The 17,780-nt window shown below is 62.1% G+C and carries 14 protein-coding genes; 2 read left to right on the top strand and 12 right to left on the bottom strand.

Annotation, left to right across the window (positions count from 1 at the left end; translation table 11 throughout):
- Positions 1-54 precede the first annotated feature (54 nt).
- The 4 genes from hutH to hutC all read right to left on the bottom strand — a co-directional run bounded on the left by hutH (position 55) and on the right by hutC (position 4,893).
- Positions 55-1,587, bottom strand: coding sequence for a histidine ammonia-lyase (hutH, locus tag AC3WLP_RS22570; protein ID WP_003249248.1), 1,533 nt, complete (start codon positions 1,585-1,587; stop codon positions 55-57).
- A gap of 108 nt (positions 1,588-1,695) precedes the next feature.
- Positions 1,696-3,369 (bottom strand): urocanate hydratase, encoded by a 1,674-nt coding sequence (gene hutU, locus AC3WLP_RS22565; RefSeq protein ID WP_004577162.1) that lies wholly within the window; start codon positions 3,367-3,369, stop codon positions 1,696-1,698.
- Positions 3,370-3,613: 244 nt separating this feature from the next.
- Positions 3,614-4,186 (bottom strand): HutD/Ves family protein, encoded by a 573-nt coding sequence (locus AC3WLP_RS22560; RefSeq protein WP_088512561.1) that lies wholly within the window; start codon positions 4,184-4,186, stop codon positions 3,614-3,616.
- Positions 4,183-4,893: a histidine utilization transcriptional repressor HutC gene (gene hutC / locus AC3WLP_RS22555; RefSeq protein ID WP_173881450.1), complete on the bottom strand. Its 711-nt coding sequence runs from the start codon at positions 4,891-4,893 to the stop codon at positions 4,183-4,185. The genes AC3WLP_RS22560 and hutC overlap by 4 nt, the downstream gene beginning before the upstream one ends.
- A 144-nt stretch (positions 4,894-5,037) precedes the next feature.
- Between hutC and AC3WLP_RS22550 the strand changes: the two genes are divergently transcribed.
- Positions 5,038-6,402 (top strand): formimidoylglutamate deiminase, encoded by a 1,365-nt coding sequence (locus tag AC3WLP_RS22550; protein WP_088512562.1) that lies wholly within the window; start codon positions 5,038-5,040, stop codon positions 6,400-6,402.
- A 155-nt stretch (positions 6,403-6,557) separates the two neighbouring features.
- Here AC3WLP_RS22550 and AC3WLP_RS22545 read toward each other — a convergent pair whose 3' ends face one another.
- From AC3WLP_RS22545 to AC3WLP_RS22525, 5 genes are all read right to left on the bottom strand, one after another.
- Positions 6,558-7,130, bottom strand: coding sequence for a lipocalin family protein (locus AC3WLP_RS22545; RefSeq protein WP_010955593.1), 573 nt, complete (start codon positions 7,128-7,130; stop codon positions 6,558-6,560).
- Complete coding sequence (gene bamE / locus AC3WLP_RS22540; RefSeq protein WP_003249234.1) at positions 7,127-7,381, bottom strand: outer membrane protein assembly factor BamE domain-containing protein; 255 nt, start codon at positions 7,379-7,381, stop codon at positions 7,127-7,129. Before bamE ends, AC3WLP_RS22545 begins: the two co-directional genes overlap by 4 nt.
- A 227-nt stretch (positions 7,382-7,608) precedes the next feature.
- A complete protein-coding gene (locus tag AC3WLP_RS22535) occupies positions 7,609-8,205 on the bottom strand; it encodes a DUF924 family protein (RefSeq protein ID WP_012053931.1) in 597 nt (198 codons plus the stop codon).
- A 3-nt stretch (positions 8,206-8,208) separates the two neighbouring features.
- Positions 8,209-9,219 (bottom strand): class 1 fructose-bisphosphatase, encoded by a 1,011-nt coding sequence (locus AC3WLP_RS22530; RefSeq protein ID WP_003249230.1) that lies wholly within the window; start codon positions 9,217-9,219, stop codon positions 8,209-8,211.
- A gap of 237 nt (positions 9,220-9,456) precedes the next feature.
- Positions 9,457-11,907, bottom strand: a complete 2,451-nt coding sequence (locus tag AC3WLP_RS22525) for a glycogen/starch/alpha-glucan phosphorylase (RefSeq protein WP_012053932.1) — start codon at positions 11,905-11,907, stop codon at positions 9,457-9,459.
- A 184-nt stretch (positions 11,908-12,091) separates the two neighbouring features.
- On the opposite strand from AC3WLP_RS22525, the gene AC3WLP_RS22520 reads away from it, so the two are divergent.
- Positions 12,092-12,496 carry a YkgJ family cysteine cluster protein gene (locus tag AC3WLP_RS22520; RefSeq protein WP_054888596.1) on the top strand — a complete coding sequence of 135 codons (405 nt, stop codon included), beginning with the start codon at positions 12,092-12,094 and terminating at the stop codon, positions 12,494-12,496.
- Positions 12,497-12,594: 98 nt separating this feature from the next.
- Here the strand turns inward: AC3WLP_RS22520 and AC3WLP_RS22515 are convergent, their stop codons facing one another.
- The 3 genes from AC3WLP_RS22515 to thiI all read right to left on the bottom strand — a co-directional run bounded on the left by AC3WLP_RS22515 (position 12,595) and on the right by thiI (position 17,605).
- Positions 12,595-14,016: a PhoPQ-activated pathogenicity-related family protein gene (locus tag AC3WLP_RS22515; protein WP_088512563.1), complete on the bottom strand. Its 1,422-nt coding sequence runs from the start codon at positions 14,014-14,016 to the stop codon at positions 12,595-12,597.
- Positions 14,017-14,201: 185 nt separating this feature from the next.
- On the bottom strand, positions 14,202-16,022 hold the full coding sequence (gene typA / locus AC3WLP_RS22510; RefSeq protein WP_088512564.1) for a translational GTPase TypA: 1,821 nt from the start codon (positions 16,020-16,022) through the stop codon (positions 14,202-14,204).
- A 128-nt stretch (positions 16,023-16,150) separates the two neighbouring features.
- Positions 16,151-17,605 carry a tRNA uracil 4-sulfurtransferase ThiI gene (gene thiI / locus AC3WLP_RS22505; RefSeq protein WP_003249221.1) on the bottom strand — a complete coding sequence of 485 codons (1,455 nt, stop codon included), beginning with the start codon at positions 17,603-17,605 and terminating at the stop codon, positions 16,151-16,153.
- Positions 17,606-17,780 lie beyond the last annotated feature (175 nt).

The raw sequence follows: 17,780 nt of genomic DNA, 5'->3' as shown, positions 1-17,780 counted from the left end.
AGCTGTGTAGAGCAGGCTTGACCGCGAAGGGCCGCCAAGCGGCCCCAAGGGGCATTACAGGCTTGGCAGCACACCCGCCGGCAGCAAGCCGGTCAGACTACCCTTGGCCAACAGGTCCACGGCCTTTTCGATATCCGGCGCGAAGAAACGGTCACGGTCGTAATGCGGCACCTCGCTGCGCAGCGCCTGGCGCGCTTGCTCCAGCTTGGCCGAAGTCTTCAGGCCTTTGCGCAGGTCCAGGCCCTGGCACGCGCCCAGCCATTCGATGGCCAGCACGCCACGGGTGTTTTCGGCCATTTCCCACAGGCGCTTGCCGGCAGCCGGGGCCATCGACACGTGGTCTTCCTGGTTGGCCGAAGTTGGCAGGCTGTCGACGCTGTGCGGGTGCGACAGCGCTTTGTTCTCGCTTGCCAGGGCGGCAGCGGTGACCTGGGCGATCATGAAGCCAGAGTTGACCCCACCGTTTTCCACCAGGAACGGCGGCAATTGGGACATGTGCTTGTCCATCATCAGCGAGATGCGGCGCTCGCTGAGCGAACCGATTTCGGCGATGGCCAGGGCCAGGTTGTCGGCGGCCATGGCCACCGGTTCGGCGTGGAAGTTGCCGCCGGAGATCACATCACCTTCGGCAGCGAACACCAGCGGGTTGTCCGACACGGCGTTGGCTTCGATGCCCAGTACCTCGGCGGCCTGGCGCAGCTGGGTCAGGCAGGCACCCATGACCTGCGGCTGGCAGCGCAGCGAGTACGGGTCCTGGACCTTGTCGCAGTTCTTGTGCGACAGCGACACTTCGCTGGAGTCGCCCAGCAGGTCACGGAAGCAGGCAGCGGTGTCGATCTGGCCACGCTGGCCACGCACTTCGTGGATACGCGCATCGAACGGCGAACGCGAGCCCAGCGCAGCTTCGACGCTCAGGCCACCGCAGGCGATGGCAGCGGCATACAGGTCTTCGCCCTGGAACAGGCCACGCAAGGCATAGGCGGTGGAGGCCTGGGTACCGTTGAGCAGGGCCAGGCCCTCTTTGGCGGCCAGGGTCAGTGGCTCGAGGCCGGCAATCGCCAAGGCCTCGGTGGCCGGCAGCCACTGGCCCTTGTAGCGTGCCTTGCCTTCACCCAGCAGCACCAGCGACATATGCGCAAGCGGCGCAAGGTCACCGGATGCGCCGACCGAGCCTTTCAGCGGGATGTGCGGGTAGACTTCGGCGTTGACCAGGGCAATCAGCGCGTCGATGACTTTGCGGCGGATGCCGGAGAAACCACGGCTGAGGCTGTTGATCTTCAGTACCATGATCAACCGCACCAGGTCGTCATCCAGCGGCGCGCCGATACCGGCGGCGTGGGACAGCACCAGCGAACGCTGCAGGTTCTCCAGGTCATGGCTGGCGATGCGGGTCGAGGCCAGCAGGCCGAAACCCGTGTTGATGCCGTACGCAGTACGGTCTTCGGCAATGATCTGCTCGACACAGGCGACGCTGGCGTCGATGGCCGGCGCGGCACTGGCATCCAGTTGCAGGCGCACGGGCGCGGCATGGATCGCGCGCAGCTGGGCCAGGGTCAGGGTGCCAGGCTTGAGGGTGAGTTCGGTCACGTTACTACTCCAAATCGCGTGGAGCCGCAGGCCCGCTTGTGGGTGCCTGCGCGCTCCTTCTTGTTGTTCAGTATCACCCCTTGCAGGGTGCGATCCAAAGCGTGGTGATCAGCCGGTGATCATCGGCAGGTCCAGGCCCTGCTCCTTGGCGCAGTCGATGGCGATGTCATAACCGGCATCGGCGTGACGCATGACGCCAGTCCCTGGGTCGTTGGTCAGTACCCGGGCGATGCGCTCGGCGGCCTCATCGGTACCGTCGCAGACGATGACCATGCCCGAGTGCTGCGAGAAGCCCATGCCCACGCCACCGCCGTGGTGCAGCGATACCCAGGTGGCGCCGCCTGCGGTGTTCAGCAGGGCGTTGAGCAGCGGCCAGTCGGAAACAGCGTCCGAACCATCACGCATGGCCTCGGTTTCGCGGTTCGGGCTGGATACCGAGCCGGAGTCGAGGTGGTCACGGCCGATCACCACCGGTGCCGACAGCTCGCCGCTGCGGACCATTTCGTTGAAAGCCAGGCCCAGCTTGGCGCGAAGGCCCAGCCCCACCCAGCAGATACGTGCCGGCAGGCCCTGGAAGCTGATGCGCTCGCGGGCCATGTCCAGCCAGCGGTGCAGGTGGGCGTCGTCGGGGATCAGTTCCTTGACCTTGGCGTCGGTCTTGTAGATGTCCTCGGCTTCACCGGACAGCGCCGCCCAGCGGAACGGGCCGACCCCGCGGCAGAACAGTGGGCGGATGTAGGCCGGGACGAAGCCTGGGAAGTCGAAGGCATTGGCCACGCCCTCTTCCTTGGCCATCTGGCGGATGTTGTTGCCGTAGTCGAAGGTCGGGATGCCCTGCTTCTGGAAGTCCAGCATGGCCTGCACGTGCACGGCCATCGACTGCTTGGCAGCCTTGACCACTGCAGCTGGTTCGGTCTGCGCGCGGTCGCGGTACTGTTCCCAGGTCCAGCCGGCAGGCAGGTAGCCGTTCAGTGGGTCGTGGGCGCTGGTCTGGTCGGTGACCATGTCCGGGCGCACGCCACGTTTGACCAGCTCTGGGAGGATTTCGGCGGCGTTGCCGTGCAGGGCGATGGAGATGGCCTTGCCTTCGGCGGTGTACTTGGCGATGCGTGCCAGAGCGTCGTCGAGGTCAGTGGCCTGCTCGTCGACGTAGCGGGTTTCCAGGCGGAAGTCGATACGGCTCTGCTGGCATTCGATGTTCAGCGAGCAAGCCCCGGCCAGGGTCGCGGCCAGTGGCTGGGCGCCGCCCATGCCGCCCAGGCCAGCGGTGAGTACCCACTTGCCTTTCAGGCTGCCGCCGTAGTGCTGGCGACCGGCTTCGACGAAGGTTTCATAGGTGCCCTGGACGATGCCCTGGCTGCCGATGTAGATCCAGCTGCCGGCGGTCATCTGGCCGTACATGGCCAGGCCCTTGGCGTCCAGTTCGTTGAAGTGTTCCCAGTTGGCCCAGTGTGGCACCAGGTTGGAGTTGGCAATCAGCACGCGCGGTGCGTTGCTGTGGGTCTTGAACACACCGACAGGCTTGCCCGACTGCACCAGCAGGGTTTCGTCGTCTTCCAGGCGGGTCAGGGTTTCGACGATCTTGTCGTAGCACGCCCAGTTGCGCGCGGCACGGCCGATACCGCCGTATACCACCAGCTCTTTCGGGTTTTCCGCGACCTGCGGATCGAGGTTGTTCATCAGCATGCGCAGTGGCGCTTCGGTCAGCCAGCTTTTGGCGGTCAGCTTGTTGCCACGTGGGGCACGGATTTCAACGTCACGGTATTTGTTGTTGTCGGTCACGGGAAAGGTCCTCTGCGGTCGTCCGCGGGCGGGTATGTCGTGGTCAATATACAAACACACCTTTACTTGTATGTACAAGCATGGACAACCAAAATATTCGGACCTGTTGTTCCTGCTTTGATTTTTTTTTGGGGGGGGGTGAAGCGAGCGTCGGTCCGGCTTGAGTTTTGCGGCGGCGCATAAATCGAGCGCCGCGCGGGCGGCGCTCGATCTCACAGGCGATGAAAATGTATCGCCAAGCCCATCAGCGAGAAATGAGCTCAATCAAGCAAAACCGCCCCTGAACCTCCAGCCCAAGCAATTCGTCATTGCCCTCCAGCCGCAGGCAGTCATACAACCCTAGCCGCTGCGTTTCACGCCCCACGATGGTCACCTCAACATGGCTGCTGGCAGCAAACAACAACACCGTCGACGCCGAGCTGTACACCCGGCTGGTGCCATCCAGCCACTGCAGCCGCGCCCGATAACGCTCAGGTGCATAGATCAGGTTGAAATCGCGGATCGCCCCGCCCAGCAACTTACAGCTGACCTGGCTCTCGCCGCTGAACGCAAACGCATCGAACGCCAGCAATGGCCGACTGGCCTGGCCGTCGACCAGCAGGCGCATGCCGTCGCCCTGCAGCACGGTGATGATCCGCTGGTAGCCGGCAAAGGTGGAAAACCCGCCCGACTCTTCGATATCGGCAATCGACAGACGCCAGCCAAAACCGTCCAGGCCCTCGCCACTGTCGCGGGTAATCTCTTCGGTGAAACCGCCACCGTTCTTCCACGGCATGCGCGGGTAATCGTGCGCACGCAACAACTGCAGCTGACTCATTTGCTGAAACGTCCTTCCAGGCGATGACGGGAACCGGGGTGGATCAGCCGTGCAGCGGTCACCGGCTGGCGGCCGGACCAGGTGCGACGACGAATCAGCAGGCAAGGCTCGCCCCGCTCGATCTGCAACAGGCGGCATTCTTCCGGCTCGGCCAGGATCGCCTCGACCACATGCTCACCTTCGGTCAACGGCGCCACCTGGGACAGGTAGGCGTAAGGCGTCTGCCGAGTAAAGTCCTGCTTGAGGTAGTCGGGGGCGATGGCCGCGTTAACGTAGCGGTCCTCGATCTGCACCGGCACGCCGTTCTCGAAATGCACGATCAGCGAATGGAACACCCGCTGACCTTCACGCATGTCCAGAGCCAGCGCCCGCTCGGAGCCGGCCGCTTCTTCGGCAAGCGTGATCACCTGGCAGCTATGCTGGTGCCCGCGCGCGGCAATTTCATCGGCAATGTTATTGACCTCGAACAGCGCCGAACGGCCCTTGGGCTCGGCCACGAAGGTGCCGACCCCTTGCATGCGCACCAGCAGGCCCTCGGCGGTGAGTTCACGCAGGGCGCGGTTGATGGTCATGCGGCTGAAACCCAGCTCGTTGACCAACTCGCTCTCGGAAGGTACCCGGTGATGCGGTGGCCAGCTGCCGTTGTCGATCTGCTGGATGATCATCTGTTTGACCCGGGCGTAGAGCGGCGCCGGGCCCTCGCCCATCTGGGCAACCAGCACGGAGACAGGAGGTGTCGGCACGGCGATGGATCCTTGTGCAAATGAAATGAGCGGTAGCTTGCCGCAGTTTACCCGGCAGGCAAACGCCTGTATATGTATATACAAGTTAACAATAACAGGATTCCACCGATGTCAGCCTACTTCGCCGAACGCGCCCTGCTACCTACGGGCTGGGCCAGCCATGTGCGTATCGAGGTCGCCAGCGATGGCCGCGTGGCCAGCATCGAGCCTGGCGCTTCGGCCGAAGGCGCCGAGCGCCTGGCCGGCCCGCTGCTGCCCGGCATGCCCAACTTGCACTCGCATGCCTTCCAGCGCGCCATGGCAGGCCTGGCGGAAGTTGCCGGCAACCCCAACGACAGTTTCTGGACCTGGCGAGACCTGATGTACCGCCTGGTCGGGCAGATCAGCCCAGAGCAGCTTCAGGTCATCGCCCGCCAGTTGTACATCGAGATGCTCAAGGCCGGTTATACCTCGGTGGCGGAGTTCCACTACGTGCACCACGACCAGGCCGGCAAGCCCTACGCCGACCCGGCCGAGCTGTCGAGACGCATCAGCGCGGCCGCAGCCGACAGCGGCATCGGCCTGACCTTGCTGCCGGTGCTGTACAGCCATGCAGGCTTTGGCGGCCAGGCGCCGAACGACGGGCAGCGGCGCTTCATCAACTCCACCGGGCAGTACCTGCAGCTGCAAGCCCAGCTCGCCCCGCTGCTGGCCGCGCAACCGGCGCAGCAACTGGGCCTGTGCTTCCACTCGCTGCGGGCGGTAACGCCTGGGCAGATCGCCGAAGTGTTGGCGGCCAGCGACAGGCAGTGCCCAGTGCATATCCACATCGCCGAACAGCAGAAGGAAGTCGACGACTGCCTGGCCTGGAGCGGCCTGCGCCCGCTGCAGTGGCTGTACGAGCACGTGGACGTGGACCGCCGCTGGTGCCTGGTACACGCTACCCATGCCGAACCGGACGAAGTCACTGCCATGGCCCGCAGCGGCGCAGTGGCCGGGTTGTGCCTGACCACCGAAGCCAACCTGGGCGATGGGATCTTCCCGGCAGTGGACTTCCTGGCACAGGGCGGACGTATGGGCATTGGCTCGGACAGCCATGTGTCGTTGAGCGTGGTGGAGGAGCTGCGCTGGCTGGAATATGGCCAGCGCCTGCGGGACCAGCGGCGCAACCGCCTGTATCGCGGCGACCAACCGATGGTCGGGCGCACGCTGTATGACGCGGCGTTGGCCGGTGGTGCACAGGCGCTGGGGCAGGCGGTCGGCGAGTTGGCGGTGGGCAAGCGTGCCGACTGGCTGGTGCTCGATGGGCAGGACCCCTACATCGCCATGGCGGAGGGTGATGCCATTCTCAACCGTTGGCTGTTTGCCGGCGGCGATCGCCAGGTGCGCGATGTGATGGTGAATGGGCACTGGGTGGTGCGCCAGGGGCGGCATGCGCAAGAAGAAGAAAGCGGGCGGGCGTTTGCCGAGGTGTTGCGCCAGCTTTTGGGCTGAGTGTATCGGGGCTGCATTGCAGCCCTTCGCGGGCTTGCCCGCTCCCACAGGTTGGACTGCCCACAAAATGTCTTGGGGGCAGCCCAGGGTTCAGCGCAGAACCTGTAGGAGCGGGCTTGCCCGCGAAGGGTTGCAACGCAACCCCCAAAAAAAACTCAATGCATTTTTACTATTTGCTGATCGGACGCCCGCCAGATCAAGCGGCTGGTGTCATACCCCTGCTGCCGCGCCCTGGACAGCAGGTTCTCACGCTCCCAGGCCGGCAGTGTCGGTGTGCGCGACAGAATCCAAAGGTATTTGCGGTCCGGGCTGCCGACGATGGCCGTACGGTAGTGCTCGTCCACATAAAGAATCCAGTACTCACCCCGCGCCACGCCTGGTACCAGCCTGGTGAACCAGTTATCGAACTCGACCCATAGCTTGTCGGTGTGCCCCGGCTCCTGGATATTCGCATGCCCTTCGGCGCGAAGCCATTCATCACCCATGGTGCGGCAGCGGTTGAGCACGCCATAACTGCCATCAGGCCTGAGGTTGTAATGGGCCTCGGACTGCTCGCAGCCTTCCTGGAAGCGCATGGGCAGGCGCGCCAGCTCGTACCATTTGCCCTGGTAGCGCTTGAGGTCGACATGGCCGGCGGTTTTCGGCGCCAGCGGGTCGTGCACGGAACCTGCACAACCGCCCAGCAGCAACGCCAGGCATACCCCCATCAGCAGGTACGCACGCCTCATTTGAGGCCCTGCCCGGAATACATCAGCACCTTGTCAGCTGCGTACTGCACGCTGATGAAGCTCTTCTCGTCCCCCCAGGTGCAGCTGCTCATGCCCAACGCGCCAGAACACTCGGTCGGCGTGCCGAGCAACTGCTCGACCTCGGCCTTGTTCATACCGGCCTTGATCTTGGAATAGTTTTCCTGATTGATCTTGCTGCAGGCAGTCAGCACGACGCACAGCGACAACAGGGCGAGGGAACGCAACGACATGAAGGGACACTCCTGAAAGATGATACAGGCGAGTGGCCTGCAGTGACCTTCGACGTGAAAATCCCTCCCAGGTTCCCTGCCCCACCCCCTATGTCCCTACACCATTGGTCGGATGGCCACTACTGTGCGATTAATCACAAAGCATTAATCATGCGCCCAATAAAAAAGGCCGCCCCCAATGGGAGCGGCCTTGCGTCGCGATGCCTGCACAGCAGGCCCCTTGGGCCTCAGAACCGGGACCCAGGCTCCAGCAAAAAGTCCATCTCTTCGCTGGTGCTCGGCCGCTCCAACACCAGGTTGCGGTGCGGGAAGCGCCCGAAGCGGGCAATTACCCGCTGGTGCTGCTCGGCATAGTCGAGGAAGCCTTCAAACAGCCGGCGGTTGGCCTCGGGCTGTTCGTCCAGCAGCATTCGATAACGCTCCACGCACAGGTTCTGCCAGTCCAGCACTTCGGCATGCTCCAGTACCAGCAGCACGAACACGCGCTGGATCGGCAGCAGCTGGTAGTCCCAGCCCTTCTGCAGGCCCTGCATGGCGACCACCTGGGCACGCCGGTCGCCCTCGAAGGCGCGCGGCGTGTCGCGGTAGATCATGCGTGGCAGCTGGTCGAGCAAAATCAGCAGGCCCAGCCAGCCCTGCGGGCTTTGCTGCCACTCTTCGAGCCCACCCGCCAGGGCATGCTCGACCAGGTCGCCAAACAGCGCATGGGCCTCGGCATCGTAATGCTTGCCGAACCACAGCGTGCTCTTCTCGTCAGCCACGGCCTGGGCACTGGTGCCCCAACCGAACCACCACTCCAGCAACGGCTGCCAAGGTGCGAGCATGACTTACTCCTTGTGGTAAGCGGTGACGCGCTCGACCTCTTCCTTCGAGCCGAGAATCACCGACACGCGCTGGTGCAGGCTTTCTGGCTTGATGTCGAGGATGCGATCGTAACCGTTGGTGGAAGCGCCACCGGCCTGTTCGATGATGAACGACATCGGGTTGGCTTCGTACATCAGGCGCAGCTTGCCCGGCTTGCTTGGTTCGCGGGCGTCACGTGGGTACATGAACAGGCCGCCACGGGTCAGGATGCGGTGCACGTCGGCCACCATCGAGGCGATCCAGCGCATGTTGTAGTTCTTCTTCAGCGGGCCGGTCTCGCCTGCCAGCAGTTCGCCCACATAGCGCTGTACCGGGGCTTCCCAGTGGCGCTGGTTGGACATGTTGATGGCGAACTCGGCGGTGGTCTCCGGTACGCGGATGTTTTCGTGAGTCAGCACGAAGCTGCCCAGTTCGCGATCCAGGGTGAAGCCCTTGACGCCGTTGCCCAGGGTCAGGATCAGCATGGTCTGCGGGCCGTAGATGGCATAACCGGCAGCAACCTGCTCGGTACCTGGCTGCAGGAACGCTTCTTCGTTGAGGCTTTCGTTCTGGCTCAGGTACTGGTTAGGGCAACGCAGAACCGAGAAGATGGTACCGACCGACACGTTGACGTCGATGTTCGACGAACCGTCCAGCGGGTCGAAGACCAGCAGGTAGGCGCCTTTCGGGTACTTGCCCGGGATCTGGTACGCGTTGTCCATTTCTTCGGAAGCCATGCCAGCCAGGTGACCGCCCCACTCGTTGGCTTCCAGCAGGATATCGTTGGAAATCACGTCCAGTTTCTTCTGGACCTCGCCCTGCACGTTTTCAGTGCCCATGCTGCCCAGCACACCGCCGAGGGCGCCTTTGGACACGTGATGGCTGATTTCCTTGCACGCACGCGCTACCACTTCGATCAGGAAGCGCAGATCGGCAGGGGTATTGTTGCTGCGGGTCTGCTCAATCAGATAGCGACTCAGGGTAACGCGGGACATGTATGGCTCCGAACGGATTGGGGGGATGAAAAACCCCCGCAGTTTACAGGGAGAGTGACGGGCTAGCGAGTGATGAGACTCGCCACGGCTCTCAGACGGCACAATAGGTCGGTAGTTCAGCCTTCGCCAGGCCGGTGGTCTGGTTGTGGGGCCATTCGCGGACGCGCCCGCGCCTACAGGTGGATAAGGGCCCTGTAGGCGCGGGTTTACCCGCGAACAAGCCAGCACAGGCCCGCCTCAGTCCAGCGCCTTCCAGATCTCGGTCGCATACTCGCGAATAGTCCGATCCGAGGAGAACCAGCCCATCCGCGCGGTATTGAGCACCGCCTTGCGCCACCACTCCTGCGGTGTGTGCCACAGATCCTCGACCCGCCGCTGGGCATCCCAGTAGGCATCGAAATCGGCACACACCAGGAAGCGATCGTAGGCCACCAGGCCGTCGATCAACCCGGTGTACCGAGACGGGTCGTCTGGCGAGAACACACCACTGCGAATGGCCTGCAACACATCGGTCAAGCGGTTGGAAGCAGCGATGGCGGCATTGGCGCCAAAATCACCGGCACGCTTGCGCGCTTCAACCTGCTGCGCGGTCAGGCCAAAGATGAACATGTTGTCGGCCCCCACCTGTTCGCACATCTCCACATTGGCACCATCCAGGGTGCCGATGGTCAGCGCACCATTGAGGCCGAACTTCATGTTACTGGTACCGGAAGCTTCGTAACCTGCGGTGGATATCTGCTCGGAAAGGTCCGCCGCCGGGATGATGCTCTCGGCCAGGCTGACGTTGTAGTTGGGCAGGAACACCACCTTCAGCAGGCCGCGCACCGTCGGGTCGTTGTTCACCACACGGGCGATGTCGTTGGCCAGCTTGATGATCAGTTTGGCCTGGTGGTAACTGGCCGCAGCCTTGCCAGCGAAGATCTTCACCCGCGGCACCCAGTTGGTGCCAGGGTCGTTGCGTATGGCCTGGTACAGTGCAACGGTGTGCAGCAGGTTGAGCAACTGGCGCTTGTATTCGTGAATACGTTTGACCTGAACGTCGAATAGCGCCTCGGGGTTGACCGTGACGCCGATACGATCCTGAATGATGCTGGCCAGGGCGCGCTTGCTGTGCAGCCGCTGGGCAGCGAACTGCTTGCGGAAACCGGCTTTTTCGGCGAACGGCACCAGGCCCGCCAGACGCGTCTGTGGGTCGTCCTTGAGTTCCGGCCCAAGCGCCTCGACCAGCATCTCGGTCAGTTGAGGGTTGGACTGGTACAACCAGCGGCGGAAGGTAATGCCGTTGGTCTTGTTGTTGATCCGTTGCGGGTAGAGCTTGTGCAGCTCGGAGAACACCGTGCTTTTCATCAACTTGCTGTGCAGCGCCGACACGCCGTTGACGCTGTGCGAGCCGAGAAACGCCAGATTGCCCATGCGCACCCGTCGGCCGTTGTCTTCCTCAATCAGCGAAACCGCGCGCAGCACGTCGAAGTCGTGCAGGCCTTTGGCCCGCAACGCATCGATATGGTAGGCATTGATCAGGTAGATAATCTGCATGTGCCGCGGCAGCATGCGCTCCATCAGCGCTACCGGCCAGGTTTCCAGGGCTTCTGGCAACAGGGTATGGTTGGTGTAGGCGAGCGTGCCGACGGTCAGTTCCCAGGCCTTTTCCCAAGGCACTTCGTGCTGATCCACCAGCAACCGCATCAGCTCCGCCACCGCAATCGAGGGATGGGTGTCGTTTAGCTGGATGGCCGCTGCATCAGGCAGGTTGAGCAGGTCCTTGTGCATGTTCAGGTGGCGCCGCAGCAAGTCCTGCAGCGAAGCCGAGACGAAAAAGTACTCCTGGCGAAGGCGCAGTTCCTGACCGGCCTCGGTACTGTCGGCGGGGTAAAGCACACGCGAAATGCTCTCGGCACGCGCCACTTCAGCCACAGCCCCCAAATGGTCACCGGCGTTGAAGCGCTCCAGGTGCAGCTCTTCCAGCGCGCGCGCGCGCCACAGGCGCAGGGTGTTGACGCTGGATCCGCGCCAGCCGACTACCGGCGTGTCGTAGGCCACCGCCCGCACCGTCTCGCCAGGCCACCATACCTGGCGCTGGCTACCGCTTGCATCGTGCACCGTTTCGACACTGCCGCCAAAGCTGATCGGGTAGATCACCTCGGCGCGCTCGAACTCCCAGGGGTTGCCGAAATCCAGCCAGTTCTCGGTCTGTTCCTGCTGCCAGCCATCGACCACGGCCTGACGGAACAGCCCGTGCTCGTAGCGGATGCCGTAACCATGGGCAGCGATACCCAGGGTAGACATGCTCTCCATGAAGCACGCAGCCAGACGGCCAAGGCCACCATTGCCCAGCGCGGCGTCCGGCTCGAGCAGGCGAATGCGTTCGAGGTCCACATTCAGCCCTTCCAGCGCATCGCGGGCGACGTCCAGCAGGCCCAGGTTGCTCAGGCTGTCGTACAGCAAGCGGCCGATGAGAAACTCCAGGGAAAGGTAGTAGACACGCTTCTGGCTGCGCCGATAGGCCTGCCGGGTGTGATCCATCCAGTGGTCGACCATGTGATCGCGCGCGGCCAGGGCAATGGCTTCGAACCAGTCATGGTCGAAGGCGTGCTCGGGGTCCTTGCCGACCGCGTAGGTCAGCTTGTTCAGTACAGCAGCGCGAAAATCCGCGACTTCGGCGTCACGTGCTTTGGGTTCCTGGGACATGCGGCATCCTCGGGCAAGTTGACGAAAGCGGAGGGAGAGTGTTGAGACTAGACCCTTCGACAGAGAGCGACAGTTACGGTTCGCAGTTTTCATGCCCACTCTGCGATTCCGGCAAAAGGTTGTTCATAAATTGAACAATTCCGGTATCATCGCGCGCCCCAAGACCGTGATCCACCCTATAAAGATGAAAACGACCCTGATCGCCGCGGCCGAAGTCGACCGCCTGGAGACCTGGCAGCGCTATACCAGCAACATGTGCCATGGCTGCCATTCGACCTGCTGCACCCTGCCGGTGGAGGTGAAGATCAAGGATCTGATCCGTATCGGCGTGGTCGACGAGTTCGAAAAAGACGACCCCCCCAAGAACGTGGCCAAGCGCCTGCAAAAAGAAGGCATCATCGAGCGCTTCAACCAGAAGTCCGGGATCTTCACCCTGACCCGGATGAGCAACGACGACTGCATGTACCTGGATCGTAAAAGCCGGCTGTGCACCATTTATGACAAGCGCCCGGATACCTGCCGCAACCACCCCAAGGTCGGGCCGCGGCCGGGGTATTGTGCCTACAAGCCCAAGGTGGTTGGGCGTTGAGTCTTGCGCCGGGGCATAAATCGAGCGCCGCGCAGGCGGCGCTCGATTCTGTGGCGATGCCGAGTTGGGCATGAAGCACTGAACCCACCGCTCCCATTTCAACCAGCGGGGAAGCTCCGGCAAGCCCCCCCCTGATCCGCTGGTGGATGCTCAGGATAAGTCTGCGGCAAAACGCTGACCGGGCTGGTGACAACGAAACCATCAGCAAACCGCGCCTCTACAAACTGCGCCTGCCAGCCTTGCGCCGGCGGCGCCCAGTCAAGGCTGAAGGCCTCACTGGGGATGATCGTCTGCGATGTGTAGCGTACCCCACAGGCATGGCGGAAGTCCCGATCCAAGGGGTTAGCCGCAGTCCACACCTTCACTGCTACAGGCATTTCCGAAAGCCGTACCAGCACATGCGCAGCTCCTTCGCCCGGAGCCACTTGCACGCGAGGCATGGGCAGGCTGGCCTGGATACGCTGAACCATCGGCACGAGGGTAGTGACAACATGCGCACGCACGCCCCCATGGTCCGAGTTCGGCAGCACCCTGAGGCTGGTCTGGCCAGGCAGGCGCTGCAGGTAGTCCGTGGCGTGATCAGGGGCGAAGAAATCATCCCCGCTGGCGGACACCAGGTATTTCGGTATCTTCAGGCGAGCACCCGGCTCATCCAGGTACTGCATCGGGTCCATCAGTGCCATCAACCGAGCGAAGGCCGGGCTGCCCAACTGCTGCAAGACTTCCGCAGCCTGATAGGGCCAGAGCGCCAATGGCCATGAACCACCGTACCGCTTGCGCAAGCCCTCCAGCATGCTGGAAGTGTCGGCAACATCGATGACGCTGGGCACGATGGCAACTACCCGATCATCGGCCATGGCCGTCAGCCATGCACTCCAACCGCGTTTCGAGGCACCGGTGATGATGAACTGCTCGAGGCGTAGCTCGGGCAACGCGTCAGCCATGAGGTCCATGCCCCTGCTGGCGACAGCGGCCATTGGCACATGCAGCGGCAGCTCCGGGGCAGCCGCGTCGTTACGCAGCCAATGCGCCCAGGTGTGGGCCACGGCATCATCCTCGCGCATCGGCGCTTGTGCATCACGGAAGGTCACATACTGGTTGGGCACATCGCTGATCGACGCCACAACAGTCTGTGTCTGCACGGCAATGGCACTCAACGCCTCGGACGAGTAGTCAGGGATTTGTTGTTCCTCACCAAACCTCACACCGTTATTGACCACTACCAACGCTTTCTCCGCCAATGCCACGTCTGGCACGAACAGTTCGACGCGGTGCTCCCACAGGCGGGGCTCAACAACGGGCTCAGGTGACCAGGTCTGTGAGGTCATCCGGTATTGATACAGCGTATAGCCCTGTGCGGGTGTCTTCTGCTCCAACTGGTACTGCAAGGGTGCCTGTCTCACCTTCTCGACATGACAGCGGGCTAATTCCTGCGGTCGCAGCGCGCTACACGCCTGCTGGGCACTGGCCTGAAAACTGACGGCGAGACACGGAATAAACAACAGGTAACGACAATTCATGTTCCAAGCTCCAAAGCAAGAGCCAGCCAACCTAGGCAGGGCCTCTGATTGTCACAAGGCTCCTCGGTTTGCCGTCGAACAAGCACCTGCAAAACACAGTCGCTTCCTACTGGAGCTTTCCACAAGGCAAACAAAAACGCCCCCGGCCTTTCGACCGGGGGCGTTTTCATTCAGCCTGAGCTAACTCAGTTCTTGGCTTTCTTGGCTGCGCGGGTACGCTCGCCTTCGTCCAGGATCTTCTTGCGCAGACGAATCGACTTAGGCGTCACTTCGCACAGCTCGTCGTCCTGGATGAATTCCAGGGCCTGCTCGAGGGTGTGGCGAACTGGTGGCACCAGGGCGATGACTTCGTCTTTGCCCGAAGCACGCATGTTGTCGAGCTTCTTGCCTTTGGTCGGGTTCACGCCCAGGTCGTTGTCACGGCTGTTCAGGCCGATGATCTGACCGTTGTAGATCTCCTGGCCGTGTTCAACGAACAGCTTGCCGCGAGCCTGCAGGGTTTCCAGCGAGTAGGTCAGTGCCTTGCCGGTCTCGACCGAAACCAGTACGCCGTTGAGGCGGCCGGACATCTGGCCCGACTTCATGGTGTCGTAGCGATCGAAGATCGAGGTCAGGATGCCTGCACCGTTGGTCAGGGTCAGGAACTGGTTACGGAAACCGATCAGACCACGGGCTGGAATGTTGTACTCCAGACGAACGCGGCCCTTGCCATCCGGAACCATGTTGGTCAGGTCGCCTTTACGCAGACCCATCTCTTCCATGACCTTGCCCTGGGATTCTTCAGGGATGTCGATGGTGACGTTCTCGAACGGCTCCTGCTTCACGCCCTCGACTTCGCGGATGATCACTTCAGGACGGCCCACGGCCATTTCGAAGCCTTCACGACGCATGGTTTCGATCAGCACCGACAGGTGCAGCTCACCACGGCCCGAAACCTTGAACTTGTCAGGGGAGTCGGTCTCCTGAACGCGCAGAGCAACGTTGTACAGCAGCTCCTTGTCCAGACGGTCCTTGATGTTACGGCTGGTGACGAACTTGCCTTCTTTACCGCAGAACGGCGAGTCGTTGACCTGGAAGGTCATCGAAACGGTCGGCTCGTCAACGGTCAGCGGCTTCATCGCTTCTACCGCATCCGGGGCGCACAGGGTGTCGGAGATGAACAGCTCATCGAAACCGCTGATGCAGACGATATCGCCAGCCTGGGCTTCTTCGACGTCAACGCGGTGCAGACCGTGGTGACCCATCAGCTTCAGGATACGGCCGTTACGCTTCTTGCCGTTGGTGTCGATGGCGACAACCGGGGTGTTCGGCTTGACGCGGCCACGGGCGATGCGGCCAACACCGATAACGCCGAGGAAGCTGTTGTAGTCCAGTGCGGAGATCTGCATCTGGAACGGACCGTCGCGGTCAACAGACGGTGCAGGTACGTTGTCGATGATCGACTGGTACAGCGGGGTCATGTCTTCGGCCATGGCAGTGTGGTCCAGGCCGGCAATGCCGTTCAGGGCCGAGGCGTAGACCACTTTGAAGTCCAGCTGTTCGTCGGTGGCACCGAGGTTGTCGAACAGGTCGAAGATCTGGTCCAGAACCCAGTCAGGACGTGCGCCCGGACGGTCAACCTTGTTGATCACGACGATTGGCTTCAGGCCGGCTTCGAAAGCCTTCTTGGTCACGAAGCGGGTTTGCGGCATCGGGCCGTCCTGGGCGTCGACCAGCAGCAGCACGGAGTCGACCATCGACATTACACGCTCAACCTCGCCACCGAAGTCGGCGTGGCCGGGGGTGTCGACGATGTTGATGTGGTAGCCGTTCCAGTTGATGGCGGTGTTTTTCGCCAGAATGGTAATACCGCGCTCTTTTTCCTGGTCGTTGGAGTCCATGACGCGCTCGTCATTGAGCTCGTTACGCTCCAGAGTGCCGGACTGACGCAGGAGTTTGTCGACCAGAGTGGTTTTACCATGGTCAACGTGGGCGATGATGGCGATGTTACGCAGATTTTCGATCACAAGTGTATCTCGATCAGAGGATTCGGTTGCCGCCCAGTGTAGGCGGCCAATATGTACTGTTTAAGGCTCAGCGGGCCCGGCGGTCGGGAGGGCGATGGCGGATACTGCCGCCATACAGCCCCGGCGTCTTATGTCGGACGATAAACACGCACATTGGCATGTCCCTCACTGAGCAGGTGGTGTGCGTGCAAACGGCTCATCACACCCTTGTCGCAATACAGCAAGTACTGGCGCGTGGGGTCCAGGTGCTTGAACTTGCTGTTGATGGCGTAGAACGGCATGGCCTGGACTTCGATGCCTTCCAGCACCAGAGGTTCGTCTTCCTGGGCATCGGGGTGGCGAATGTCGATGACGATCTGGCCTGGCAGCGCCTCGGCCACTTCCTCGATTTCGATGTCCTTGCCCAGCTCATCGATCACATGGTCGATGGAAATGAACTTGGCGCGCTCGAGCGCGCGCTCCAGCACGGCCATGTCGAACTGCTTTTCTTCGTGCTCCATGCGGTGACGCTTGGCATGGGTAGTCGGGTTTACCGAGATCACGCCGCAATATTCCGGCATGTGCTTGGCAAAGTCCGCGGTGCCGATTTCGGTGGCCTGGTCGATGATGTCCTGCTTGTGGCTGGCCAGCAGCGGGCGCAGCACCAGCTTGTCGGTGGCCGAGTCGATGATCGACAGGTTCGGCAGGGTCTGGCTGGACACCTGGGAAATCGCTTCGCCGGTCACCAGCGCGTCGATCTGCAGACGGTCGGCCATATGGGCGGCGCCGCGCAGCATCATGCGCTTGAGGGTCACGCCCATGTAGCTGTTGTCGACCTTGTTGAGGATCTCGCCAACCACTTCTTCGAACGGCACGCTGATGAACAGTACGCGTTGGCTGCTGCCGTACTTTTTCCACAGGTAATGGGCCACTTCCATTACGCCCAGCTCGTGAGCACGGCCGCCGAGGTTGAAGAAGCAGAAGTGAGTCATCAGGCCGCGGCGCATCATCTGGTACGCCGCAACGGTGGAGTCGAAACCACCGGACATCAGCACCAGGGTCTGCTCCAGAGCGCCCAGCGGATAACCGCCGATGCCGTTGTGCTGGTTGTGGATCACGTACAGGCGCTGGTCGCGGATTTCGATGCGCACCAGCACTTCAGGCTTTTTCAGCTCGATCCCGGCGGCGCCACACTGCTGGCGCAGCTGGCTGCCGACGTAACGGTCGACGTCCATCGAGGTGAAGTCATGGTGGCCACCGCGCTTGCAGCGCACGGCGAAGTGCTTGCCGGCCAGCAGGTGGCCGAAGTGGTGCTTGCACTTGGCGACGATGTCGTCGAAGTCACCCAGCGGGTATTCCTCTACCTGCAGGAAGTGGGTGATACCCGGGGTGCAGGTGAGGCGTTCGATCATCTCGCGCTGGACTTTTTCGTCTTCGACGCGGGTGACCACCTCGAGATTGTCCCAGACACCATCGACCGCGAGCTCAGGGTCGAGATCCTTGAGCACGTTGCGGATGTTCTTGCCAAGCTGGCGGATGAAGCGCTTGCGCACCGGCCGGCTTTTGATGGTGATTTCTGGGAAGACTTTGACGATAAGTTTCATTGGTTAACAGCGCGCGCAGGGCCTGCCGAAAATGAGGGGCGCGAATTATATCGGAAATTGCTCAGGATTTGACCAACTTTTGATCAGAAGCTTTGAGATAAATGCAGAGGCCAGGTTTTGCAGTGCCTGTTACGGCCCTTTCGCGGGTAAACCCGCCCGTAGGAGCGGGTTTACC

The sequence above is a fragment of the Pseudomonas sp. FW305-E2 genome (genome assembly GCF_058782925.1).
This window is presented reverse-complemented; position numbering and strand designations above follow the sequence as displayed.